Source organism: Akkermansia sp. N21169 (assembly GCF_029854675.1).
Taxonomy (GTDB): Bacteria; Verrucomicrobiota; Verrucomicrobiia; order Verrucomicrobiales; family Akkermansiaceae; genus Akkermansia.
In genome coordinates this window covers 1-23,863 of record NZ_JARWNC010000039.1, presented here as the reverse complement: position 1 = coordinate 23,863, position 23,863 = coordinate 1, and the positions used below count along the sequence as shown (strand labels likewise).

General features: G+C 52.8%; 19 protein-coding genes and 1 other RNA gene. 4 read left to right on the top strand and 16 right to left on the bottom strand.

Annotation, left to right across the window (positions count from 1 at the left end; genetic code table 11):
- Positions 1-62: 62 nt before the first annotated feature.
- The 3 genes from QET40_RS07850 to QET40_RS07840 all read right to left on the bottom strand — a co-directional run bounded on the left by QET40_RS07850 (position 63) and on the right by QET40_RS07840 (position 3,456).
- Positions 63-1,310, bottom strand: a complete 1,248-nt coding sequence (locus QET40_RS07850) for a radical SAM protein (RefSeq protein ID WP_280126618.1) — start codon at positions 1,308-1,310, stop codon at positions 63-65.
- On the bottom strand, positions 1,303-2,367 hold the full coding sequence (locus tag QET40_RS07845) for a radical SAM protein (RefSeq protein ID WP_280126617.1): 1,065 nt from the start codon (positions 2,365-2,367) through the stop codon (positions 1,303-1,305). The genes QET40_RS07850 and QET40_RS07845 overlap by 8 nt, the downstream gene beginning before the upstream one ends.
- Before the next feature lie 114 nt (positions 2,368-2,481).
- Complete coding sequence (locus QET40_RS07840; RefSeq protein ID WP_280126616.1) at positions 2,482-3,456, bottom strand: ROK family protein; 975 nt, start codon at positions 3,454-3,456, stop codon at positions 2,482-2,484.
- A gap of 87 nt (positions 3,457-3,543) precedes the next feature.
- Between QET40_RS07840 and tadA the strand changes: the two genes are divergently transcribed.
- The 3 genes from tadA to QET40_RS07825 all read left to right on the top strand — a co-directional run bounded on the left by tadA (position 3,544) and on the right by QET40_RS07825 (position 6,588).
- A complete protein-coding gene (gene tadA, locus QET40_RS07835) occupies positions 3,544-4,077 on the top strand; it encodes a tRNA adenosine(34) deaminase TadA (protein WP_280126615.1) in 534 nt (177 codons plus the stop codon).
- A 114-nt stretch (positions 4,078-4,191) separates the two neighbouring features.
- Positions 4,192-5,130 (top strand): lipoyl synthase, encoded by a 939-nt coding sequence (lipA, locus tag QET40_RS07830; protein WP_280126614.1) that lies wholly within the window; start codon positions 4,192-4,194, stop codon positions 5,128-5,130.
- 66 nt (positions 5,131-5,196) lie between these two features.
- On the top strand, positions 5,197-6,588 hold the full coding sequence (locus QET40_RS07825) for a cytochrome c peroxidase (RefSeq protein WP_280126613.1): 1,392 nt from the start codon (positions 5,197-5,199) through the stop codon (positions 6,586-6,588).
- A gap of 105 nt (positions 6,589-6,693) precedes the next feature.
- Here QET40_RS07825 and QET40_RS07820 read toward each other — a convergent pair whose 3' ends face one another.
- Both QET40_RS07820 and dnaB read right to left on the bottom strand, forming a co-directional pair.
- On the bottom strand, positions 6,694-8,007 hold the full coding sequence (locus tag QET40_RS07820; protein WP_280126612.1) for an aminotransferase class III-fold pyridoxal phosphate-dependent enzyme: 1,314 nt from the start codon (positions 8,005-8,007) through the stop codon (positions 6,694-6,696).
- 57 nt (positions 8,008-8,064) lie between these two features.
- Entirely contained in the window at positions 8,065-9,522 is a 1,458-nt protein-coding gene (dnaB, locus tag QET40_RS07815) for a replicative DNA helicase (RefSeq protein ID WP_280126611.1), read from the bottom strand.
- A gap of 244 nt (positions 9,523-9,766) precedes the next feature.
- On the opposite strand from dnaB, the gene ffs reads away from it, so the two are divergent.
- Positions 9,767-9,860: signal recognition particle sRNA small type (gene ffs, locus QET40_RS07810), an RNA gene on the top strand.
- A 41-nt stretch (positions 9,861-9,901) separates the two neighbouring features.
- On the opposite strand, the gene QET40_RS07805 is transcribed toward ffs, so the two are convergent.
- The 11 genes from QET40_RS07805 to QET40_RS07755 form a co-directional block, all read right to left on the bottom strand.
- Positions 9,902-12,487, bottom strand: coding sequence for a glycoside hydrolase family 2 TIM barrel-domain containing protein (locus QET40_RS07805; protein ID WP_280126610.1), 2,586 nt, complete (start codon positions 12,485-12,487; stop codon positions 9,902-9,904).
- A gap of 51 nt (positions 12,488-12,538) precedes the next feature.
- Entirely contained in the window at positions 12,539-14,368 is a 1,830-nt protein-coding gene (gene typA, locus QET40_RS07800; protein WP_280126609.1) for a translational GTPase TypA, read from the bottom strand.
- Between the two features lie 77 nt (positions 14,369-14,445).
- Positions 14,446-16,455: an ATP-dependent helicase gene (locus QET40_RS07795; RefSeq protein WP_280126608.1), complete on the bottom strand. Its 2,010-nt coding sequence runs from the start codon at positions 16,453-16,455 to the stop codon at positions 14,446-14,448.
- Between the two features lie 25 nt (positions 16,456-16,480).
- Entirely contained in the window at positions 16,481-17,803 is a 1,323-nt protein-coding gene (locus QET40_RS07790; protein WP_280126607.1) for an OmpA family protein, read from the bottom strand.
- Positions 17,804-17,836: 33 nt separating this feature from the next.
- On the bottom strand, positions 17,837-19,228 hold the full coding sequence (gene mpl / locus QET40_RS07785; protein WP_280126606.1) for a UDP-N-acetylmuramate:L-alanyl-gamma-D-glutamyl-meso-diaminopimelate ligase: 1,392 nt from the start codon (positions 19,226-19,228) through the stop codon (positions 17,837-17,839).
- A 30-nt stretch (positions 19,229-19,258) separates the two neighbouring features.
- Positions 19,259-20,155 carry a haloacid dehalogenase-like hydrolase gene (locus tag QET40_RS07780; protein ID WP_280126605.1) on the bottom strand — a complete coding sequence of 299 codons (897 nt, stop codon included), beginning with the start codon at positions 20,153-20,155 and terminating at the stop codon, positions 19,259-19,261.
- A 5-nt stretch (positions 20,156-20,160) separates the two neighbouring features.
- Positions 20,161-20,907, bottom strand: a complete 747-nt coding sequence (gene lptB, locus QET40_RS07775; protein WP_280126604.1) for an LPS export ABC transporter ATP-binding protein — start codon at positions 20,905-20,907, stop codon at positions 20,161-20,163.
- 4 nt (positions 20,908-20,911) lie between these two features.
- The gene (locus QET40_RS07770) at positions 20,912-21,883 is read right to left on the bottom strand and encodes an LptA/OstA family protein (RefSeq protein WP_280126603.1); all 972 of its coding nucleotides are present in this window, start codon (positions 21,881-21,883) and stop codon (positions 20,912-20,914) included.
- Positions 21,883-22,383, bottom strand: coding sequence for an LPS export ABC transporter periplasmic protein LptC (gene lptC, locus QET40_RS07765; protein WP_280126602.1), 501 nt, complete (start codon positions 22,381-22,383; stop codon positions 21,883-21,885). Before lptC ends, QET40_RS07770 begins: the two co-directional genes overlap by 1 nt.
- Entirely contained in the window at positions 22,377-23,195 is an 819-nt protein-coding gene (gene kdsA, locus QET40_RS07760; protein ID WP_280126601.1) for a 3-deoxy-8-phosphooctulonate synthase, read from the bottom strand. The genes lptC and kdsA overlap by 7 nt, the downstream gene beginning before the upstream one ends.
- A 121-nt stretch (positions 23,196-23,316) precedes the next feature.
- The coding region (locus QET40_RS07755) for an autotransporter outer membrane beta-barrel domain-containing protein (protein ID WP_280126600.1) at positions 23,317-23,863 on the bottom strand (547 nt) is incomplete at its 5' end.

Genomic DNA, 23,863 nt, shown 5'->3' with positions numbered 1-23,863 from the left:
CTTTCTTTCAGAGACAGTTACCCCCGATTGGGCAATCAGTCCAGACTCGCAACAAAACCAAATCAAATGTCCGCAGGCAGTTCCGTCTGCGTCTCTTCGTCGGTAAGGTAGCACCCGGGATCCGAACCGTACCAATGCCCATTAGCAAAGGCGGCACGCGTGCGGAAACCGCCGCCGCAGAGGGCAAAGTGACGGCAGGTATGGCAACGTCCCTGGATATTTTTCTGGCGTTCCAACGGATCATCCGAAGCCCGCAATTCGGGCAAGATGTCCACAGCGGCTCCGGCACGGGCTTCCCATATATCGGAGAATTTGTCGTTTTTAACGCACCCGAGGGTCACGGACTGCCAGAATTGGTCGGGATGGACGAGGCCCTGAGTGTCGATGTTGGCAATGCCGCGGCCGGAACTATTGGAACCGCCGCCATTCCAACGCAAAAGCCGAAGTGTTTCGGCAACACGAGGAGAACCTTCCCTGAGCTGGCGCAAGAGCAGATAAATACCGTCGGCAGGCTGGGTCACCGTAAGCACTTCGCGCGTTTTGCCTTCCGACTTCCACTGTTCGACACGACGAATCAGGGAATCCATGGCATTGCGGGCTTCATCGGGATGGAGGGTCTGTACTTCCACACCGCGTCCGGTCGGAACGAGGTGATAGAAGCAGACACGCTGGATGTCCTGCTCGTCGATAAAGTCCAGGATTTGTTCCATGCACTGGACATTGTTGCGCGTCAGAGTCAGACGCAGGCCGGTCTTCTGCCCGGCTTCGCTGCACAGGCGGAACCCGCGGACAGCTTGTTCGAAGCTACCCTTCACGCCGCGAAACTGGTCATGCACTTCGCCGATGCCGTCCAGGGAAATGCCAACATAGGCGGTATTGAGCTCCTTAAGGCGGGCAGCGATTTCAGGAGTAATTCTCGTACCATTCGTCGAAATGGTCACTTTGAGTCCCTTGCCGGTGGCACGCTCGACAAGGTCGAGGAAACGGGGATGAACCATCGGCTCACCGCCGGAGAACAACAGGGCATTGACCTGGTACTCGGCCAGGTCGTCAATGACGGAACAACATTGATCCCAGTCCAGTTCACCGTCAAACTTGTTAGCGGAGGCATCGGCATAGCAATGGACGCAACGGAGGTTGCAGGTGCGGGTGACGTTCCAGACGACAATCGGTTTGCGGCTCCGGGAGGATGTGGGCGAACACCCTTCCGCCGCACCTCCTGCGGCGCGGCCGGCACCGTGACCGGAACCGTATCTCAAATGGTCCGCAGGCTGTTCGGAGCCTGTCCAAAGTCGTGTAATATTAATCATGGGAAGAAGTTTTTTTGACGGGTTGGTAACAGCAAAGATTATCCTCGGCAAAGGCATCCCCAAACACAGCGTAGGCACGGGAACGCGAACCACCGCAAACCGTCCTGTACTCACAACGCCCGCATTTGCCGGTCAGGGCATTGTCGTCGCGCAGTTTCCGAAAAAGCGGGTGGTTGCGGTACACGTCTGCCACATTGTCGGAACGCACGTTCCCGGTCGTTACCGGCAAAAAGCCGGAGGGCTGGATCTCACCCGTGTGGGAAATAAACAGAATCCCTTTGCCATCGCGGGTAGGCACGGCACGGCGGGCCGGTTTTTCACCATGCGCCCGGGCTTCCTGCAGGGCAACACGACGAAAGTGATGGCCTTCCGTCGTCTTGACACCGAACGGTACTTCCTTGCTGACCTGCGCCAGCCTGTGCCACACTTCCTCGACCTGTTCGGCCGTCGGCATCTGGTCAAGAATCGCACGGCCCGTCGGTACCAAAAGAAACACGCTCCACATGTCGGGCCGTATTTCCTTCACCAGCTCGACAAAGGCATCGAACTCCGCCAGCGTACTCCTGGTAATCGTCGTGTTAACTTGAAGATGGATCCCTGCCTCACGAGCGCGGCGAGCCGCTTCCAGAGTCCGTTCAAAGGTATGGGGAATTCCCCGGAAGGCATCATGCGTCGCCTCAGTAGCTCCGTCCAGACTCAGGGACATACTCTTCACGCCGGATTCCTTCAGGGCTGCAAAGTCCTCATGCAACAGGCGGGCCGTAGCCGCCGGACTCAAGGCCACATGCAGCCCCTTCCCGGCTGCCGCCCGGATGATGTCGTGGATGTCGCGGCGCATCACCGGATCTCCGCCGGTAAGAACCAGCATCGCGGGATTGAGACCTACCAGGTCATCGACCAGTTTCAGAGCTTCCGCACTGTTCAACTCATCGGGGTGTGCATGCGGCTGGGCCGTCGCCCGGCAATGCTTGCAAGCAAGGGCGCAGGCACGGGTCACCTCCCAGAACACGAGGAGGGGGCGTTCATGCAAATTGATTTCATGAAGATTAGGACGCATGACAGTGTGGCGCGATGCTAGGACGAAATCATGACTCCGGCGAGCAAAAAGGGCGGCCTATTGAATATTTTTTTAACCATTCCATTTTCCGAATTCCCGGATTCCTCCGGTACATCAGCGGCGAAAACGTTCCAACTCGCCCAATCCCAGGATTTCATCAACTGCCATAGCACCGGCTCCGATCAGCCCTGCCTCGGAGCCGAACCTTGCAGGGAGCAAGACAAGTTCCTGCTTGTGCAGGAAGAAAAGTTGTTCTTCCAGAGATCGCCGCAGCGGAGCAAAGAGCAGATCCCCTGCCTTGGCAACACCTCCCCCGATAATAAAAGCTTCCGGAACAAAAGCGTACATCATATTCATGATCAGACAGGCCAGCTTATCCGCACAATCCTCCCAGATACCCAGGGCAATGGGGCAGCCCTCCCGGGCGGAACGCTCCAATTCACGCGGCGTACAATCTGCCGGGAGTTTAAAAATACCCGCCTCGGCATACCGGGCAACAGCATCCGCAGCCAATTCGTTATTACCAATGTATTCCTCAATGGCCCCTTTGTTACCAAACGGTCCCCGGCGCCCCTGATAGTCGATACTCGTCTGCCCCAATTCCGCGGCAGACACCCTTCTGCCTCTCACCATGCGGTCAAACATGACCATACCGCCGCCAATCCCCGTCCCCATCGTCAGGCAGACCAGGCTCTGCAAGCCCTTGCCCGCACCCATCTTCCACTCCGCGTAAGCCATGCAATTGGCATCGTTATCCAGCACGGCAGGGAGCTTCAGAGCCTCCTCCATCATCTGAAGAACGGGAACTTCGTGATCCCACACCGGAACATTCGTCAACTGGTAGAGGATACCACGATGGTAATCGCACCAGCCCGGCATCCCCATGCCGATAGCGGCTACATCCGGACAATTATTCCTCAACTCCCGCGCCGTTGCAATCATCGCCTCAATAATTGCCTGAGGGCTGCCGAACGCCCCTGTCGGAATAGGAGGGGCAACGGTTACCAATTCTTCACCGCGGGTCACTCCCATCTTGATGGAAGTTCCTCCGAAATCGATCGCAATCGCGCTGGGCTTGTCATTCGTCATGCCGGGACATCATGCCCAATCGCCGCATACTGAAAAGTAAAAACTGCTGCTTGATCCCGGAATGATGAATCCGCATGATAGGTGCACATGAGTTTTTCCATCGAACTTCCCGGCTCCGACGAATGGTTCATGCGCCAGGCCATGCGCGAATCCCGAAAAGCCCTGGCCAAAGGCGAGGTTCCCATCGGTGCCGTCATCGTCAAGGACGGACACGTCATCGCCCGCGGATGGAACCAGGTAGAAACGCTTAAGGATGCTACAGCCCACGCGGAAATGATCGCCCTGACAGCCGCCCAGGAAGCCATCGGCGACTGGAGGCTTGACGGTTGCACGCTTTACGTCACCAAGGAACCCTGCCCCATGTGCGCAGGAGCCATCGTCCACTGCCGTCCGTCACGGGTTGTTTTCGGATGTCCCGATGCGAAGGCGGGAGCCGCCGGAGGATGGATCAACCTCCTTGATGCCAACCCTCCGCTCAATCACAAATGTGAAGTTATTCCCGGTGTCCTCGGACAAGAATGCCTGGACGACATCCAGCAATTTTTCCGGGCAGCCCGGCGCACGGCCAAAGAACGAAAGTTAGCCGCCCGCGAAACGTCCGAAGAAAACGACGACGAATAATATTCACCCTGTCTGCCCACACGCCAAAAGCGAAGATATGCCATACATATCGGCGAAATTCGCTGCTATTTGCATTTGCATTACCGGCGCACTCAAGGCAATCTAATCCCTGCTATGGGATGCAACTCACACCACGACGAAGATTCGGCCATGGAACGCAAGCCCTCCTGGATCAAGGTCAAATTACCCAGTGGCCAAGAGTTCTGGGATGTCAAACACCTGATTGAAGGTAAAAAGCTCTTCACCGTCTGTGAAGAAGCCCACTGCCCGAACCGGTACGAATGCTGGAGCCAGAAAACAGCTACTTTCATGATCGCCGGAGATCGTTGTACACGCGCCTGCGGCTTCTGTGCTACCAAAACAGCCAAGCCCCTGCCCCTGGATCCTGAAGAACCCTCCCATGTCGCCGATGCCATCGTCCATATGCAGCTCAAGCACGCCGTGATCACTATGGTCACGCGCGACGATTTGCCCGATGGAGCCGCAACCCACTTCGCCAATGTCGTCCGAGCCATCCGCAAAGCCAGCCCATCGACGGTCATCGAAGTGCTCACCTCCGATTTCAACGAAAAGGAATCTTCCCTGCGCACCATGATGGATTCCCGTCCGCACATCTTCGGGCACAACCTGGAAACCGTCGAACGCCTCTCTCCCCTCGTCCGCTTCCGTGCCCAGTACCGCCGCTCCCTGCGCGTCCTGCAACGAGCCAAGGAAATGGTTGACGGCAAAGTCTCCACCAAAAGCGGCATCATGCTCGGTCTCGGAGAAACCGAAGACGAAATTTTCAAAACCATGGACGATCTTCTCACTCACGGTGTCACCGTCCTCACCATGGGACAATATCTCCGCCCGACGAAAAATCACTTGCCTGTCGTCCGATTCGTCCACCCGGATGATTTCGCCCGTTACGAACAAATCGCCCGAGACAAAGGATTCCGGCACGTCGCCTCCGGCCCTCTCGTCAGAAGCTCCTATCACGCAGCCAGCTTCCACCCCGAAGCCGACGTCATGGATGCCATCAATGAAGATCTCAAAAAAGCGGGAGAAATTTAAAAACGTTCTTGATTTTACCATGATCAGTCCTAGGTTAAACCTACACCGCAACCCTTACCCTACCGAATGATGAACAAGCTTTGCAGCCTCTCTAAATCAGTATTGATCGCCGGAGGAACCTTCGTTGTATCCGCAGCCTTGTCTCCCCTGCTGATTCCGGGATCGCCCTCTCCCCAAAAACTGTCTCCCGCCCAGGCCAAGGCTCTCGTGGAAGCTACATTGAAGAACAAATGTTCGGAATGCCATGTTCCCGGTTATACCAAACTGGGGCTCCTCAACACGCTTTCCGGCGGATTGCAGGCACGCCACATCCGCAATGGCATCCGTGCTTTCGACATGTCACAGCCCATGACGGAAGTAACATGGGCCAAGTTGGAACACGCCATTTCCTCCGGTTCCATGCCGCCACCTTCCTTTACGGCTGTCCATTGGGGTTCTACCTTGAAGCCACAGGAAAAAGACGCCATCCTGAACTGGATTCGCGACACCCGCGTTTCCAAATACGCAGGAAGCCCGGTGGCTCCCCAATTCAAGACGGAACCGATCCAACCCATCCCGGACGCTCTCCCTGTCGATGCCAGGAAAGTAGCTCTCGGAGAGAAACTCTTCCACGACAAACGCCTCTCCATTGACAATACGGTTGCCTGTTCCACCTGCCACGTCCTCGACAAGGCCGGTACAGACAATCTCCCCGTCTCCGAAGGCGTCAAAGGACAAAAAGGCGGCATCAATGCCCCGACCGTTTTCAATGCAGCCTTCCACTTCATCCAGTTCTGGGACGGACGTGCCAAAAATCTGGAAGAACAAGCTGGCGGCCCCCCCCTCAATCCTGTCGAAATGGGTTATGCCCATCCTGAAGACTGGAATGCCATCGCCAATAAACTGAAGCAGGACGAGCCTCTGACCAAAGAATTCCTCGCCGTCTATCCTGAAGGCTACAGTGCCAAGACGATCACTAATGCCATCGCCGAATACGAGAAGACCCTCATCACCCCCAACAGTCCCTTCGACCGTTACCTCAAGGGAGATGAAAACGCCATCAGTAAGGAAGCCAAGGAAGGTTATGCCCTCTTTAAGAAGAACGGCTGCCAAGTCTGCCATGTCGGCGTTGCCATGGGGGGACAATCCTTCGAATTTGCCGATCTCAAAGGTAATTTCTTCGGTAATCGTCCGCTGACCCAGGATGACAATGGGCGCATGAACTTCACCAAGTCCCAAAGCGACATCCACAAATTCCGTGTTCCTACCCTGCGTAACGTTGCACTAACTTGGCCGTACATGCACGACGCCTCCGCCAAAACTCTGGCAGAAGCCGTTGATAAAATGTTCAATTACCAGATTGGTCAGCCCAAGCCCACCAAGGAAGAAGTCAGCAAGATCGTAGCCTTCCTCAATACATTGACCGGAGAATACAACGGCAAGCCCCTCCGGGGACAACCTGCCATGGATGCTCAGTAAAAAGCATCTCTCCTTCCCGATCTTACAAGAAAGGGCTGCCCGCCAAGCTTCAAAATCACAGCGGGTAGCCTTTTCGTTTTTTATCTTCTTCAGGAAATACGCCCGTCACGCATTTTTTTCAGCGGCAAGACAGGCATCTTCGACACCTCGGATCAGTGCGTAAAATAGGGCTCTCAGTTCCTGCTCGTTAATGCACAGGGGAGGCATGACAACGATAGTATCCACAATCGGACGAGTCAGGAGGCCATAGGGTCTCATGGCAAGACAAGCATTCATCCCCATTCCCCATTCCTTGGGATAAGGGGAACCGTCCGGACGGGAAACATCAATACCCATCACCATGCCGGCTTGGCGGAAACCACTCAAAAAAACAGACTTTTGGCAGGCATCCTCTGCCAGTTCTCGCATCAAGGCGATCTTGGAGGGCAAGGACTCCAGCACTGCTTCATCCCGGAACACGTCCAGACTGGCCATAGCCGTCGCACATCCCAATTGGTGGGCTGTGAAAGTATGACCATAGAAAAAAGCTCTGCGTTCTTCTCCCAGGAAAGCATTGTAGATTTCCTCCCGGGTTAGCGTTGCTGCCATAGGAGTATAGCCGGACGTCAGTCCTTTGGCCGTACAAAGGAAATCCGGTACGACACCTTCCTTGAGACAGGCAAACATATGGCCCGTACGTCCATATCCGGTCATCACCTCATCAAGAATCAGGTGTATCCCGTTCTCCTCCGTCCAGGCACGAAGTTCGCGCAACATCCCTTCCGGCCATACGTTAATCCTGTTGACTCCTTGTACGACAGGCTCGATCACCACTGCTGCCGTACCGGTAATTACAGAAGCCGGGAGGCTACGCAATTCCTCCATGCAGCGAACATGCCTCACATCAAACCCCGCTGCACGAAAACGGTCGAAGTACAAGCTTACTCCCCCGAGGGCGGCGGCCCCCATCGTATCCCCATGGTAACAGTTATCGAAAGCGATAAATCCCTGGCGTCCTTCCTGCCCCATTTGGATGCGGTACTGACGTTCCATTTTGATGGCAGACTCCAATGCCGTCGATCCATCATCAGAGTAAAATACGCGAGACAACGTCCCTTCAGGAAAAAACGCACACAGACGTTCCGCCAACTCCGATGCCAGGGGATGGGCGAATCCGAGGTAGGATGTCTGGCACACCTTATCCAACTGAGCTTTCATCGCCGCAATGATGGACGGATGCCCATGACCATGGATATTGCACCAAATAGAGCTGTTGCCATCGATATAACGGCGTCCTTCGCTATCTTCCAGCCAAACGCCCTGACCGGAGACCAGCATCAAGGGTTCAAAGTCCGGGTCACACCATTGCGATTGCGCCGTAAAAGGGTGCCAGCAGTGTTTCTTGTCCTGTTCAATCCAGCGTCGGGTATCCGTATTCACGGAGCGGATTATGCCCACCGCCGAACAGGGAAACAAGTGGAATCAGGACAGCGATCCTTATTCTTCGGGATCATGTTCGTCGCGTTCCCGGGTGGTAAACCGCATCAATTCCGCTTCGAAATGCAATGGGACATCTCCCGTAGCACCGTTACGGTTCTTTGCCAAATACAAATTGGCACGCCCGCCGAATTTCTGCCGATCTTCTTCATCCTCAGCATAATAAGCAGACCGATACAAAAGCCCGATCATATCGGCATCCTGTTCGATAGCACCGGATTCACGCAAGTCCGACATTTGGGGCACACCCTTGCTTTTACCCGTGCGGTTTTCCGGACCACGGTTCAACTGGGCCAACACGATGACTGGCACATTCAACTCTTTGGCAAGTGATTTGAGACCGGCGGAAATTTCAGCAATTTCACGTTCGCGGCTATTCTGAGCCTGCTTGGAGTGGGATCTCATCAACTGCAGATAGTCGATTCCAATCACATCCAGTCCATCCAAATCGCGCATCACACGGCGAGCTTTGGCTCTCAATTCGTTAATGGAAATAGCCGCTGTGTCGTCGATCACAAAGCTGGACTCCTTCAACTCTTTGACCACCAATTGGAAGCGTTGCATTTGACCACGACTGAAGCCTTTACCCGACTTCAAATCATAACGTTTGACTCCGGAGCGTGCAAACAACAAGCGCTCCACAATTTGAACAGAAGGCATTTCACAAGAAAACATCAAGGTTTTCTGCTTCTTGTCCAATGCCATATGCTCGATAATATTCAGCAAAAACGATGTTTTACCCATCGACGGACGGGCTGCCACAACAAACATGTCACCGCCTTTCAGACCATTGCTCATGCCATCCAAAACATCGAAACCGGTACTCAACCCTGTGATTTCACCCTTGCTAGCCAGCATAACCTCCAATCGATCCACTGCATCGTCAATCACTTTTACCAAAGACTTCTCGTCTTCCTTGCCCAAGCGTTCCCGGATTCTGAAAATGGATGATTCGACGGAATCAAGTAACTTGGGAACATCCTCTTCATGCCAGGAATAGGCCGCTTCGATAGAATCGGTTGATACGGCTATAATCGAACGAAGAACGTATTTGTCGCGTAAGATCCCGATATGATATTGGAAAAACGCTCCTGTCGTCGTAAACGAGTAAATTTCGGCCAATCCCGGGATGCCGCCGACAGATTCCAATTCGTTCTTATCCTGCAGCCGCTGTGTGACGGAAATAATATCGACCGGCTCGTTTTTCGTATATCGTTCGCTGAAAATCTTCCATAGGAGCTGGTGTGCAGGCAAATAAAAATACTCCTCGGTAACCCCCATCGTAATACAGCTGCCGATATAAGTTGCAGGATCCGTAGCCATTAATGCCAAAACACTTTTTTCTACGTCGATGGCTTTAGGAACGCTCCGGATTTCCTTGTCGTAATTTCGTTCCGGCGAAGCAGTCAGCTTCACATTTTTTGCCGAGTCCTGATCCTGTTCTTTCGCTTCACCCATGTTGGACGATTTTTTCTAATGATACACACAATGGCGCCGTGTCGGTAGAACCAGACACAATCTCGATTGCAATCCACGTGCCTGTGAAGGCACGGCTCAGTTTACTTGAGTTTTTCAGAGTAGCAAGAACGTTTCAATTGAAGTGTCTGTGAACGTGTCGACTCATGAGCCGCTACGAAGCCTCATCTTCAACCGATCAAAACCTTGACAAAAGCGCCATTTCCGTGTTTTCTCACCCTTGCCGTCGGGAACCAGCAGAGGTACGACTAGCAAACCCCGCCAGGACCGAGAGGTAGCAACGGTAGCTTGTTCGTGTCTGCTGCTCCAGTTCCCGGCGGTATTTTTTCACCCACCGGAAATTTTGGAATCAGGGAGGGGGTCATAACTTTCCGTAGACTTCGATTTCCGAAACCTTAAGACCGTCTCCCGAAGGAAGATCTGAAAAGGAAACTTTAAGAAACCGTCCGGTTTCTGTACCGGAAGCTTGGACACGCAATTGATCGGTCTCCGGAATAATTTCCTTCCAGGTAGTACCGTCTTCGGAAATTGCAACGGAATAGGTGACGGAATCACGGTCAACGAGTTTTAGCACGACTTCCCTGACGGTAATGAGGCGTTCCAGATCAATTTTGATCCAATCGGCATTTTGTTGACCGGATGGCTGCCAGTAGGTTGCTTCCATGCCGTCATTGACCATACGGGCCGTGTGTCCTGGACGTTCACTGCTGGCATTGGTCGGGCCAAGTTTGGCACGATTGATCAGGGAAAAATCGGCATTGTCCCTGCTCTTTTCAAAACGGACATAAGGTCTATTCTTCGTTTCGACACTTTTTCCGGGCACGTAGGCGGGACCACTGCTAAACTCCAGGCTCAAGGAGGCATCTTTCAAACCCGGAGACGTAGCACGGACGCTGGCTCTTCCAGAGTAGTAGGAACGCAGTTCGATGGCAGCCTTTCCATCTCGAATGACGATGTCTGAGTTCTGAGATCCGGATGGAGGAGTAAACACAATACTCTTTCCGGTTGGAAATTCCCCGGGACCGGATTCCACCGACAAAGTCACAGGCACATTATTGCTCAGCGGCGTTCCGGCAGCATCCACAACCTGCACGGTCAGGTGAACATCATCCGTGCCATCAGAAAGGATAGGACCGATCTTATCAGCCTGAATCTTCAACCCCGCCGGACAGCCTTCCTGCGGCCATTCGGGAGGGGCAATACCCCGGTAGGCATTCCTGTACCAATACCACTGCCGCTTGGGAATACGGAAGTAATCCACGACGCCCATGCAGCCGAAATGTCCGCCAAGACTACCATGATCAAAACCGCACCAAATAGCTTCTCCACTGCGCCACGGATACCTCCACGGGTAGGTTTTCTGAGGATCCTGCTCTTTTCCCTCCGGTAAATTGCCCCAGCCGGGAACATACGGCCCAGGCCTATCCGCAATTGTCGAACCATATTCAGAGACGACACTGGGGACGCCCGGCTCCATGAACAGGCGCGCACCATCGCCATTGTACCCGGCAATATCACCCAAATGATCGATATCGCCGCGCTGGCAGCCACCAATGGCAATCGGACGATCAGGATCCAGACGATGGGCAAGGGACACGCATTCCTTCAACAGGTTGCGGACAGACTCCATGGTGGATGGGTGAGTAAAGAAGCTTTCATTGCCCGTACTCCAGGCAATAATGGAAGGATGGTTGCGATGGATACGGATCATTTCCGCCAGTGTCTTTTTCACGCTTTCTTCAAATCCCCTGGCATATTTTTCTTCCGGAGGATAGGCACTTCCACCCCAGGGGCTGTCGAACGGTCCTGTTCCCCAGAAGCAGTTCTCCGACCAGAAGAGCATTCCCTGTTCATCACAGGCCTTGGAAAAAGCCGGAGAGTGCGGATAGTGCGAACCGCGGATCATATTGAACCCGGCATCCTTCATCATGCGTACATCACGAGCGGAACCGGTATCCGTCACGGCATCCCCCCATCCGGCATGATCCTGATGCACATTAGCACCGGTAAAATACAAGTGCTTCCCATTCAGGAAGAATCCCTGGTCGGCCGTCCATTTAAACCAGCGAAATCCAAAATCCGTTTCAAAGCGGTCCACCAGCTTGCCGTCCTTGTAGAGCAAAGAGACGGCCTTGTACATGTTCGGGTGTTCGTTGGACCATAGTTCGGGATCCTTCACAGGAGGAGTCGTCTGATCGAATTCCACCTTGCTCCGGGCACCCACTTCCTTCGTCGACCTGATATGAGCCACCACCTTTCCCCCGGCATTTACAATATCTGTCTGCAATTCCAAAGAAACCGGCCGGCTTTTGCTGTTAACCACTTCCGTCCGGACGCGCACAGGAGATGATTTGCCTGCGCTGGCTTCCAATCCCGGCGTCGTCACCCATGTACCATACCAGGCGATATGAACCGGAGCCTTCATAACCAAACGGACATTGCGGTAAATCCCTCCGCTAAACACATGTTCCCCGGCTCGGGGGGCCACATCCGGACGCCATTCATTGTTGACTCGGACGGCAATGGAGTTGTTCCCCTCTTTCACGAATGGCGTTATGTCCACGGAAAAGCCCGTATAGCCGCCGATATGGCCTCCAGCCTTACTGCCGTTGACAAAAATCTCGGCCTCCTGAAAGACGCCGTCAAACTCCAGAGAAACAACTTTCTCTCCTCTTCCCTTATCCAATGTGAAATCCTTGCGGTACCACCCGTAGCCTACATAAAACTCCTTGGACAGGAAGTAGGGCAAGCTGAATGAATGGGGGATGCCGACATCCTCCCAGGCGGAGACATCGAATCCGATGCGTTCGGCACCGGGAATATCCCCCTGTCGGTACTTCCAAGCGCGGTTCAGAAGAACTGTTTCACGAGGAGCGGAAAAGGCAACTTCCGTCCCAAAGAACAAAAAGACAAAAGCACTCAGCAAAAATAAAATCGGGCGAAACATCGCCTGATTTATTGAATGAAATCTTGCCTCAGGGCAAGGATAGAATGCGAATTAAGCTTTATTTTTAGCCGCACGCTGCCGTTCATTAGCGTCCAAAATACGCTTACGAAGACGAATAAAGTGAGGGGTAGCCTCCACCAACTCGTCCGCTTCGATATATTCAATGGCACGTTCCAAAGAGAACCTGATAGGCGGAGAAAGCTGGATGCCATCCCCCTTCGTCGCCGAACGGATATTATTCAAATGTTTTTCCTTGCACGGATTGACGGGTAAATCCATCGCACGGGGATTTTCCCCAACGATCTGTCCGGCATAAATATCTTCCTGGGCACCGACAAACAAACGGCCACGATCTTCCAATGCAGCCAAGGCAAAGGGAGTAGACACACCCGTTTCCATCGAAACCAAGGTTCCGGTCTGGCGCGTCGTAATTTCTCCTGCATACAAGTCGTATTGGCGGAACAAATGGGAGAAAATACCATGACCGGACGTCAAGTTCACCAATTCGAATTCAAAGCCGATAATGCCGCGAGTCGGAATATAGGCCTGAATGTAGGTGTGGCCCGTTCCATCCTTGCTCTGCATTTCTTCCAACTGCCCTTTGCGAGACGTAAGAATGCGGACAACACCATTGGAAAATTCATCCGGTACTTCCACAAAAATCGTTTCATAGGGCTCCGTCACACGGTCTTTTTCATCACGCTTGGTAATAACGGTCGGACGGGAAACGCACACTTCGTAGTTCTCACGGCGCATCGTTTCCACCAAAACGGCAATCTGCATGGCTCCCCGGGCAGCTACGCGGAATACGCCGGCCTTGTCCGTATCTTCCACCTGGATGGAGATGTTCGTCCGGGTTTCCCGCATCAAACGATCACGAATCACACGCGACGTTACGTTCTTGCCATCCCGTCCACCGAAAGGTCCATTATTGATGGAGAATTCCATCGAAATCGTGGGGGGATCAATCGCGACAAAAGGAAGAGCATCCAACTCAGCCGTACCATTAAGAGTTTCACCGATATTGACATCTTCAAACCCGGCAAGCCCGATGATGTTGCCGGCTTCGCCGACAGCGGAATCCTGAGATCCCAGGCCGGAATACTCAAACATACGCGTCACTTTGCCCGCAACACGCATCCCGTCTTCACGCACGCGGTAGACGGTATCTCCCTTTTTGACGCTACCCGACGTGATGCGTCCGACAGCTACACGCCCCACGTAATCGTCCCAGTCGATATTGGACACCAGCATCTGGAAATCTCCTTCGGGATTGGCATCCGGAGAAGGAATATACTCAATGATCTTGTTGAGCAACGGCGTACAATCCACCGGAGGCTCCCCTTCCAAGGCATCCATGAAATAACCGTCACGGGCGGAACCGTACACAAAAGGAGCATTGAACTGCTCATCTGTCGCCCCCAATTCCAGGAAAAGTTCCAACACCTTTTCGCGCACCGCTTCGGCGTCGGCGTGGGGGCGGTCGATCTTGTTAATGACAACGATGGGCATCAGATTCTCCTGCAAAGCCTTGCGCAACACAAAGCGCGTCTGTGCCTGCGGCCCCTCAAAAGCGTCCACAACAAGGAGGACTCCATCCACCATCTTCATGACGCGTTCCACTTCACCGCCAAAATCGGCGTGACCGGGAGTATCAACGATATTGACCGTATAACCATTCCAATGGATTGACGTATTCTTGGCTTTGATCGTAATGCCTTTTTCACGTTCGAGATCCATCGAATCCATCGCCCGCTCCTGGACAGCCTGGTTGGCCCGGTAGGTACCTCCTGCTTGAAGCAATTGGTCCACGAGGGTCGTCTTTCCGTGGTCAACATGAGCAATAATGGCGAGGTTGCGAAAATGCGACGGATCTGTCATAAGGGGGCGAGCTAATAACGTGGCGGCCCTCAAGTCAAGCCTGAGGAATATTTTTTTGTGTCGTTCCCCTCTTCAATTCATTCAATCTGCCACTCTTCCACGAGATTGGAAGGCCATTCATCGAGGAACCGGGAGGGCATTTGGGAGTATGCTCCGCCATAGACCTTTGAGTTCCAGCGAGGGTAAGTTAGATACAGCTGGTCCTTCGCCCTCGTGATGCCAACGTAAAAAAGACGGCGTTCTTCCTCCAACGCATTGAGATTTCCTTCCTCCAGAGAGCGTTGATGGGGAAACATGCCGTCACACAATCCAATCAGAAACACAACGCGCCATTCCAGCCCCTTGGCCTGATGGATCGTGGATAAAGTCACCGAACCAGACCTCCCGGCTTCATCCGCAGCCTGATCCGTATTACCCAGAAGGGACATTTGCGCCAGGAATTCGTCCGTCGATTCAAACCGGTCTGCAAAAGAAGAAAGCTGGTTGAGATCCTGGCACCGTTGGTCATAGTTGTCGAACGAGGCTTGCATATACTCATCGTACATAGCCTCCACAACAGAAAAAATCATGGATGAAGGCTTAACAACTAAGCCCTCGGGAGTCAGTTCATCCAGCGTCAAGCCAAGCTGATCCCATGCTTTTCGCGCCTTGGACGGTACGGTAAACCCTGCAAGAATTCCGGATATCCTTTCGTAATCCCCGTCAGTAACAGGCTCTTCCAAATGAGCGACCCATTGTTTCCACAATCTATTGCAAGAAGCCGGCCCTATCCCCGGCAATAGAGAAACCATCCTCTTAAACGACAATTCATCACGTCCATTGACGGCAAAACGCAAAAAAGACAGAACATCCTTCACATGCGCCTGTTCGAAAAAGCGCAATCCGCTCGTAATGAGAAACGGCACATGCCGGCGCGTCAGTTCCATTTGCACATCCATGCTGTGGAAGTGAGCCCGGTACAATACGGCAATTTCCGAAGCCTCCACGCCGGATTCCATCAATTCCCCAATTCGTTGGACAACGAACATCGCCTCCATCCGAGTATCATTCAGAGCAACCAAAGCCGGAGGCATACTGCTCGCCGGACGAACGGAACGCAATTCCTTCTCGATCCGGTTCTCATTGGCGGCAATCGCCGCATTGGAAAGGTTCAGAATCTCAGGCACACTTCGGTAATTCGTCTCGATCTTGTATGTCCTGGCCGTCGGATGCTTGATCGTAAAATTCAAAATATGCCTCATATCCGCACCGCGCCAGGAATAGATGCTCTGGGCATCGTCTCCCACCACCATCATGTTGCCATCCCCATCGGCCAGCAAATCAATCATTCTATCCTGAAGGGCATTCGTATCCTGAAACTCGTCCACAAGGATATGGCGAAACTTGTTCCTATACAAATCGCGGATAAAGGAGTCCTTCTCCAACAACTCCACGGCATGGAGCAGCAAATCGTCGAAGTCCATGGAATTCGCCTCGCGTTTTCTTCGGTCGTATTCCTCTCGGATATTTAAAATTGCCTCTAAATATGGGGAATGATACGGATAATCGCATTCGACAATGTGCTTGATCCCCTCGCCCGTATTGTCCGCAAGACTGAAAATCGAGGCAATCACCTCAGCCTTTGGAAAGCGTTTATCCTTATCGCCCAAATCCAAGGATTTAATCACGGCTTTCAGCATGGATTTGCGATCATCCGAATCCATGATCGAAAAAGAACGAGTAAACCCGATTTTGTCGGCATGACGACGCAACAGACGGTTCGCAATAGAGTGGAACGTCCCTCCCCACAACGCGCTTAGATCAACGGGGACAAGTTCGCGGACACGTTCCAGCATCTCCCGCGACGCCTTGTTCGTAAACGTTAACAGAAGAATCTGACCGGGGTCAATCCCATGGTCGATCAACCATGCCACACGATACGTCAGCGTCCGCGTCTTACCGGCGCCAGCCCCTGCTATCACAAGGGCGGGCCCCGGAGGAGCCATCACGGCAGCAAGCTGCTGTTCATTGAGTTCGGAGGCATAATCAATGCCGGATATTGAGTGGGAACCATCCCCTTCCCCATTCAGCACATAACGTCTTACCATGTCAGCCTAGTCCCTCTATCCCAGCTTAAAAGTCGAGGTACATTTCAGCTCTCCTGTTTTCACTGCGCACCTCGTCGATTGTCCGGATATCCGTCCCAGGGGAATATGTCCTCCGGGGATGAGACTTCCCGAAGCCTTTAGTAGAAATCTTGTCCGGCGACACGCCGCGCTCCACAAGAATCTTCTTCACCGCCAGCGCACGGCGCTCGGATAGAGAATTGTTATAGGCATCACTGCCGACATCATCGGTGTGGCCGCTGATCTCCAATTTCTTGTTCCCTTCCATCATAATCACTTCCGCCACAATTTCCAACTGCCGCACGGAGCGCGGCGTCAATGTGTCCTCATTAAACCCGAAAAACAGAGCGATGGAATCACCACCCTTGGGATTCTTGACCAATGGAAAGTACACGGAGTCCCCATCGGAAAACCTCTTGGCATAATCATCCAGAAGACTATCCAACGCCACTTCCGTTACCATCCACTTTCCGGAAGAATTCTTTTGCATCGTCAATCCCATGTTGCCGGAGGCATCCCCTTGCGGATTGGCCAGATAGACAAGAAATCCGGCATTCGAAGTATTCGAGAACATTCCACGGATTGGCATCTTCTGGCGCAGGTGGTAATTCCCGTCTTCAAACAGGATGCAAAGCCCCGCAATCGTTGCGTCGCTCACCTTCTCCGGATCGGAGAGTTTTCTGACCATTCTGTAATCCGCTTTGAGAGAAGCACGAACAAAGTCATAGGCAACGCCCAGAGGATCGGACAACGCAATTCCCCCTCCCTTGCCATCCTGTAATTCTTCGGCAGACGGCAGATTCACATCCGAAACCACCCACTTGCCGTCTTTCCCCTGAACTAAGTCTACAATTCCTTTCGCTCCATTACGGAAGTTGAGCAGATAACGCACCTTGCCATTATCGCTACCGATTTCCGTCACCGGGGTTCCCGGATTAAGAGGCACATGCCCTTTGGATAAAGCCTTGTTAAACTCGGCGGCAGCTTCTTCACTCATGATGGAGTGCGCCACGAAATCCTCCGTCGTCATCGCCTCGCCTCCTTCGAGGACGCGCATCAGAGCATGAATCAGGTTGGACGAACTCTTCTGGATGCGGGCACTTTCAAAACGGGGGGCATTGACTTTGCCATCGTCCTGTTTGGAAGGGTTATCCACATCGACTACCGGCTGGGACAAGACACGTGGAGGCTCTTCATTTTCAACAGGTTGAGATGCAGGAATCGGTATATATCCTTTTGGTTCCGCCCGTTTCCAAGTAAACAAGGCGACCAGGCTTCCTACAACGATAAAGCTGATAACAAATGCGATAATGGTAGATTTTTGGTTCACGGCAGAACTCCCCTTTAATGGAATACTATGATCTTATGATCTCTCTTTCAACGATTGAAGAATTTTTTCATGAATACCCTCAAATCCGCCGTTACTCATGACAAGTACGACGTCACCCGTTTGGGCTTTTTCCTTCACAAAATTGACAATGGCATCAGCCTTCGCTCCCACATAGGAGATTTTTCCAGTAGCAGCCAAATCGGCGGCGAGCATCTCTTCATCCAGTCTTTCCTCCTTAGCCACCTTTTCAGGATGGTCTACTGCCGCCACGACCGGCACGTCCGCACAAGCCATAGCTTCGGCCAGTTCCTTCTGGAAGATATTCCTGCGAGACGTATTGGAGCGCGGTTCGAACAACGCCCAAATACGGGACTGAGGATAGCGCTGGCGCAATGCCTCAATGGACTTCCGTATGGCCGTCGGATGATGGGCAAAGTCGTCAATGACGGCAATTCCGTCCACTACGCCACGTTCCTCCTGCCTCCGGGCCACGCCTAAAAACTGTTTCATTCCTTCCCGGAGCACACTCGGTTCAAGACCGGCAAACCGCGCAGCTGTCAGAGCCATGGCTGCATTATACACATTGCATTCCCCAACCATCGGCACAAAATACCTTTCTCCATCCAGAGTGAAAAACGAGCCTTCTTTCCTGCAATCGACATCTTCAATCCTCATATCGGACTGCTCGGAAAAACCAAGCGTCTTGACAGGACACGGAGGATGATCCCTCACAACTTCCATGCAATTCTTGTCATCGGCATTCACAATGGCCAGCCCATTGCGGGGAACAACACGAAGAAGACGCTTAAAACTCGTCATGATCTCCTTCTCGCTCTCATAGATATCCGCATGATCGAACTCAATGTTGTTCATGATCACCAACTCGGGCAAATAATGCAGAAACTTCGACCGCTTGTCGAAAAATGCCGTATCGTATTCATCCCCTTCCAAAACGCAAAATTCGGATTCGGTAAAGCGTCCTCCCCTCTTGAGGTTGCGGGAAATCCCCCCGATCATGAATCCCGGATTCAGACCGGCATACTCCATCAGCCAGGCCAGCATTGAAGTCGTCGTCGTCTTGCCGTGCGTTCCTGTTACCACATAGTTCCTTTTACCGCGCAGGAAATATTCCTTCATCGTCTCCGGCAGGGAGAGATAGCGTCTTCTGCTCTCCAGAACGGCTTCCACTTCATCATTGCCACGGCTCATTGCATTGCCAATCACGATCACATCCGCAGAATCCGGGACATTGTCCCCCTTGTAGCCTTCAAAAATCGTAATTCCTTCCGATTCCAGAAACGTTGACATAGGAGGATAGACCTTTTCATCCGTGCCCGTTACTTTATACCCCTTCCTGGCCATCGCTGCCGCAACCGCCCCCATGGCCGTACCACATATCCCTAAAAAGTGAAAATGCTGATTCATATATCTATAAAAAATTAACTCACTGAATTGTTAAAATTGAATGGAAGTTCCCCGGGCATCCTCCTGTTCCCGGGTTCGACGGCGCACGATACCGTCGGCTATATCGGATACGAGAGCGCCCAAAATACGGCTCAAATGGCTATCCGGACGATAATCCGCAGGAGCCATAAAATTAACCCGGTCTGATGAAGAACTCAGATTGTAACACTTGCGGAAGCTCAATCCGGACTCGTCATCGGGATTGTATACGGCTATTGCATGCCCGCCGTTATGGCGCATCACCGTAAAACACGGTACGTCCGTCGGCCCGTCTCCCACGTAAATCATATTGCGGAACGGCACAGGGCGCATGTCCTCCGCCATATGGTCGTTGACGTCCTGGCTGTAATCGAGAAGCCCCTTGTTGATACGGAAAAGGAATTGCGTCTTCGTCGTATGGGAAATAACACGCTTGGGAAAATCGATCGCTCCGTTGCTCTCGCTGAATTCGCATCCGAATACCGCCTTGAAATACGGACGAATCGCTGCGCCGTCAATCAAGGCTTTCAATCCGGACGATATGATATAATACTCCAGTTTAATTCCCATCTCCCGGTGCTTTTCCGTCAAGGCCACTTCTGGAAGCCATTTGAAAAAATCCGGCAATCCCGGATAAAATGTCAGGCGTTGTCCCAAGTTCTCCAGCATGGCGTTACTGACTTGGTCCAGGCTCAATGCATCAAGCAACGCCTTCAGATATCCGAGTTCTCCATCCCATTGTTCGCGGGAAACGAATTCGTTGCAATTCTTCCAGAATTCACGAGCACTGATACCGAATTCAGGAAAGATCGCTTCGTCCTGCATGTAATGAGGACTCAACGTCTGGTCGTAGTCGAAAACGAGAGCAATAGTATTCTGGGGAACCGACATGGAGGGAGTAGAAAACATGGGGGTTACATCCGGAATTGTTCGCCAAGATACTGTTTGCGGGCTATCGGGTCATTGGCGATTTCCGAAGACGTCCCGTGCTTGATCACCCTGCCTTCAAACAGAATGTACGCCCGGTCGACAATATGAAGAGTCTCCCGGACATTGTGATCGGTGATCAGGATGGACAATCCGTCCTTCTCCCTCAATTCCATGACGATTTTCTGGATGTCCGACACGGCAATCGGATCTACACCACTGAAAGGTTCGTCCAGCATCAACAGACAAGGATTGCTCGCCAAGGCACGCGCTATGGTCAATCGGCGCTTTTCACCACCGGACAACTGGATAGCCATCGATTCGCGGATCTTGGTAATCCCGAAACGGTCCATTAATTCATCAGCCCGCAACTTACGCTGGGCAGGAGTTAAATCCTTACGCGTCTCCAAAATAGCCATCAGATTGTCCTCCACGGACAATTTGCGGAAAATCGACTCTTCCTGCGGCAAATATCCCATCCCACGCCTGGCCCGCAGATGCATCGGAAGCATGGTGATGTCTTCCCCTTGGAAGACAACCTTGCCTTCATCCGGCCTCACTAATCCCGCCACCATATAAAACGACGTCGTCTTGCCGGCACCGTTGGGACCAAGCAATCCGACAATTTCTCCCGGACCGACCGTCAAACAAACATTGTCGACAACTTTGCGGGTCTTGTACGTTTTGCACAAACCGGATGCTTCGAGGAGATAATCGGGAGAATCGCTGTTCACAGAGTTATTTCCGGTTTGGTTTGTGATCTGACGAACCGAATCCGGATTTCTGATCCCGGATATTGCGTAATTTCGTCGTCCATTTACCGACGAACACCACGGCTCCGTTTTCCGTTACGCGTATGTAGGCATTGGGATCATTCGTTACCGAGTTATGCGTCATGTACTGTACCATCATCGGCAACCCCGTCATCAGGATTTCACCGGTCAGGGCATTATAGGTAGCTCGTTGTGCACGCGCCCAATAAACCTCTCCTTTGTCATCCTTGCTGTTCATGACCACATTGCCTTCCGCCGTCATCTTTTTAATCCCGTCAAAATTGACATTCAACGTATCCGCCGGAGTTTTGGGAGACAAATGCTTGCTCTCTTGACCCTTCTCCGTTCCGTCTCGGGATTCGTCTTCCTTTTTGGGTTCACCGCCTTTTTTCTCTTGAGGGGGACCTTCATGAAGGTAAACCTTAAGCTGCCGGTCGCAATCCAGATTGAGACGCGGATCACGGACTTTGACATTACCTATGTAAACAACCAATCCCTGCGACGAGTCGAAATAGATCCCTTTGTCGCAGTCAATCAACATATCCTCTGCCGAATTGATTGGCTTATCTTCCACAGCAATTGCCGGACGAGCATGCACGGCCAGAGAAATTTCAATTCCTTGCTCCTTGCAAAAATCCAGAACATCTTTGTCGATGCGGGCCGCTTCTTGTTTCAGGGATTCGTCAAGCCGTACGGTATCGTCGACAAGTTTTCCAAATGGCTTGGCATCAAATCCGGTTTCCTTTTCCAGAGCAGCTCGTTCGCCAGCCGTCAACACCCGAATATCGGAGGCCGGATAATCAACTTTTCCCGGTTCCTCCAGTTCCGTCTTGGTCGGCGCGTTCTTTTCCAGTTCCACCAAATAATCCGGGTCACCTGCAGCAAAGGACGACAGGCACATCCCGATCAAACAGGTCGTCGTTAAACTCTTTTTCATCATTGGGAATCCTTCTTCATTTTGCCCATTCGTATCCGCGATTTCACCGGTCCTTTAAGGAACCCGACATTGCGTCCGGAATGGAATCTCAATCCCGTGCCTTCCGCACGGAACCGTTCATCGTCAATAATTGTCTTTTGATCCGATACAAGGCATTCCGTATCGAAAAAATAGGAAGCGTTCAGCGTAAACATCCGGGTCATCTCATGACCGTCATCGGCAAACAGGTAGACATTCACCTTGTCTCCCGATAATTCCGTCTCGCTGATCACCTTCATCAACACCGAAGTAATCAAAGCCGTCTTACGGCGGTTCTCATACTGCGGTATACTCACGTTCGTCAACTCGCTACCCGGGGGCAGAAGATCCAATGCCGGAAATTTTTTGTCCACCGGCACCAAAGGACCGTTGTCCATAAATGGAGACGGCGTATCATTCGACAGGGAAATTCCCCCGGCGGCAACGAGCATGATAACAGTTCTGGCAACACTCTTTACCATGGTCGCGCAGCTTTGCGGATAGCTTCCAATCGAACAAGCACCCCCTCCAAAAGACGCAGGGGAATTTGGTTCGGTCCATCGGACAAGGCATGTTCAGGATCTTTGTGCACTTCCATGAACACACCGTCAATTCCCACTGCCATCGCAGCAGAAGCCAGAACGGGAGCAAGTTCACTGTCTCCTCCCGTCGTCCCGCCAAGTCCGCCGGGTCTCTGTACGGAATGCGTTGCATCAAACACGACAGGAAAACCTTCCTGGCGCATCCAGTACAATCCGCGCATATCCACAACCAAATTATTATAACCGAACGTCGTACCGCGTTCGCATATCATGAATTGCTCACACCCGAAAGCGCGCATCTTGCCAGCAATATTCACCGTATCCCACGGAGCCAGGAACTGTCCCTTCTTGATATTTACGGCCCGGCCTGTCTTGGCGCACGCTTCCAGCAAATCCGTCTGGCGGCAGAGAAAAGCCGGGACTTGGAGCATATCGACATATTCTGCGGCAATTTCCGCCTCACGGGAAGTATGAACATCCGTCACGACGGGAATATTGAGTTCTTTCCCGATTTCACTCAGGATCCGACACCCTTCATGCACACCGGGACCCCGGAATGACGATACGGATGTCCGGTTGGCCTTATCGTAAGAAGCTTTAAATACAAGCGGGATATCCACACGGTCGGAGATTTCCTTGATGGCGCGGGCCATCTCCCAAACGAACGGTTCGGATTCGAGAGAGCAAGGGCCAAGAATGTAAAAGGGACGTTCTCCGCCTATTTCGACGGATTGAATGGAAAAGGGATTCATGCAGACAATAAATCTTCTTTCCATATCATGCCGAGATATCCCCCCCCGGTCAAGCAGAGATGCCGTCCCGTGGCTGATTCCACGAAACGGCATCCCCGGCTTTAATTTGTTCCCGACTGCGTTAGAAGTTGTAACGATAGCCGATGCTGCCGCTCGCCGACGTCATACGGCTGCGGATGTCTGCCGTAGCATCCACGAATATCGTCCCGTTTTCGCCGGACGGCAGGCTCAACCCGGCTCCGAACTGGAGCCCCGTCGTCCCCGCCTTGCTTCCCTTCACCTGCCGGCTGAACCCGGGATTGGACAGGAATCCTACGTTGCCTTCGCTGCGCGTGTCGCCCAGGTCCTGCGCCACCTGCACCCGGAGTTCCCCAAGCGATTCGCGGCCGAACACGTTCCCGCCGATGATCCCCATCAGGCGACCGCCCACGGACACCGTTGCCGACGTCCCTTCAAGACCGCTCACCCGAAGCCCCGCGTTGCCGGCTCCCGTCTCATTGTAGTCGTCCACTTCATTGCGCATCACGCTCACGTTGACCAGCGGCTGGAAGATCGCATTGTTCTCTTCGTTCAAGGCAATGTCGTAGGTCGCTTCGTACATCGCTCCATACGTGGAACCGCTCGTCGAGCCGTGTCCCGTGTAGCTGCCTTCTCCGTAGTTGACGGTA

Coding starts and splice junctions, on each gene's coding strand:
- dnaB (WP_280126611.1), bottom strand. CDS start 9,522: ATGGGTGAAGCGAAAGAACAGGATCAGGACTCGGCAAAAAATGTGAAG.
- QET40_RS07845 (WP_280126617.1), bottom strand. CDS start 2,367: ATGCGTCCTAATCTTCATGAAATCAATTTGCATGAACGCCCCCTCCTC.
- mpl (WP_280126606.1), bottom strand. CDS start 19,228: ATGAATCAGCATTTTCACTTTTTAGGGATATGTGGTACGGCCATGGGG.
- QET40_RS07770 (WP_280126603.1), bottom strand. CDS start 21,883: ATGAAAAAGAGTTTAACGACGACCTGTTTGATCGGGATGTGCCTGTCG.
- lptC (WP_280126602.1), bottom strand. CDS start 22,383: ATGGTAAAGAGTGTTGCCAGAACTGTTATCATGCTCGTTGCCGCCGGG.
- QET40_RS07850 (WP_280126618.1), bottom strand. CDS start 1,310: ATGATTAATATTACACGACTTTGGACAGGCTCCGAACAGCCTGCGGAC.
- QET40_RS07805 (WP_280126610.1), bottom strand. CDS start 12,487: ATGTTTCGCCCGATTTTATTTTTGCTGAGTGCTTTTGTCTTTTTGTTC.
- QET40_RS07780 (WP_280126605.1), bottom strand. CDS start 20,155: ATGTTTTCTACTCCCTCCATGTCGGTTCCCCAGAATACTATTGCTCTC.
- QET40_RS07795 (WP_280126608.1), bottom strand. CDS start 16,455: ATGGTAAGACGTTATGTGCTGAATGGGGAAGGGGATGGTTCCCACTCA.
- tadA (WP_280126615.1), top strand. CDS start 3,544: ATGAGTTTTTCCATCGAACTTCCCGGCTCCGACGAATGGTTCATGCGC.
- QET40_RS07825 (WP_280126613.1), top strand. CDS start 5,197: ATGATGAACAAGCTTTGCAGCCTCTCTAAATCAGTATTGATCGCCGGA.
- typA (WP_280126609.1), bottom strand. CDS start 14,368: ATGACAGATCCGTCGCATTTTCGCAACCTCGCCATTATTGCTCATGTT.
- kdsA (WP_280126601.1), bottom strand. CDS start 23,195: ATGAATCCCTTTTCCATTCAATCCGTCGAAATAGGCGGAGAACGTCCC.
- lipA (WP_280126614.1), top strand. CDS start 4,192: ATGGGATGCAACTCACACCACGACGAAGATTCGGCCATGGAACGCAAG.
- QET40_RS07840 (WP_280126616.1), bottom strand. CDS start 3,456: ATGACGAATGACAAGCCCAGCGCGATTGCGATCGATTTCGGAGGAACT.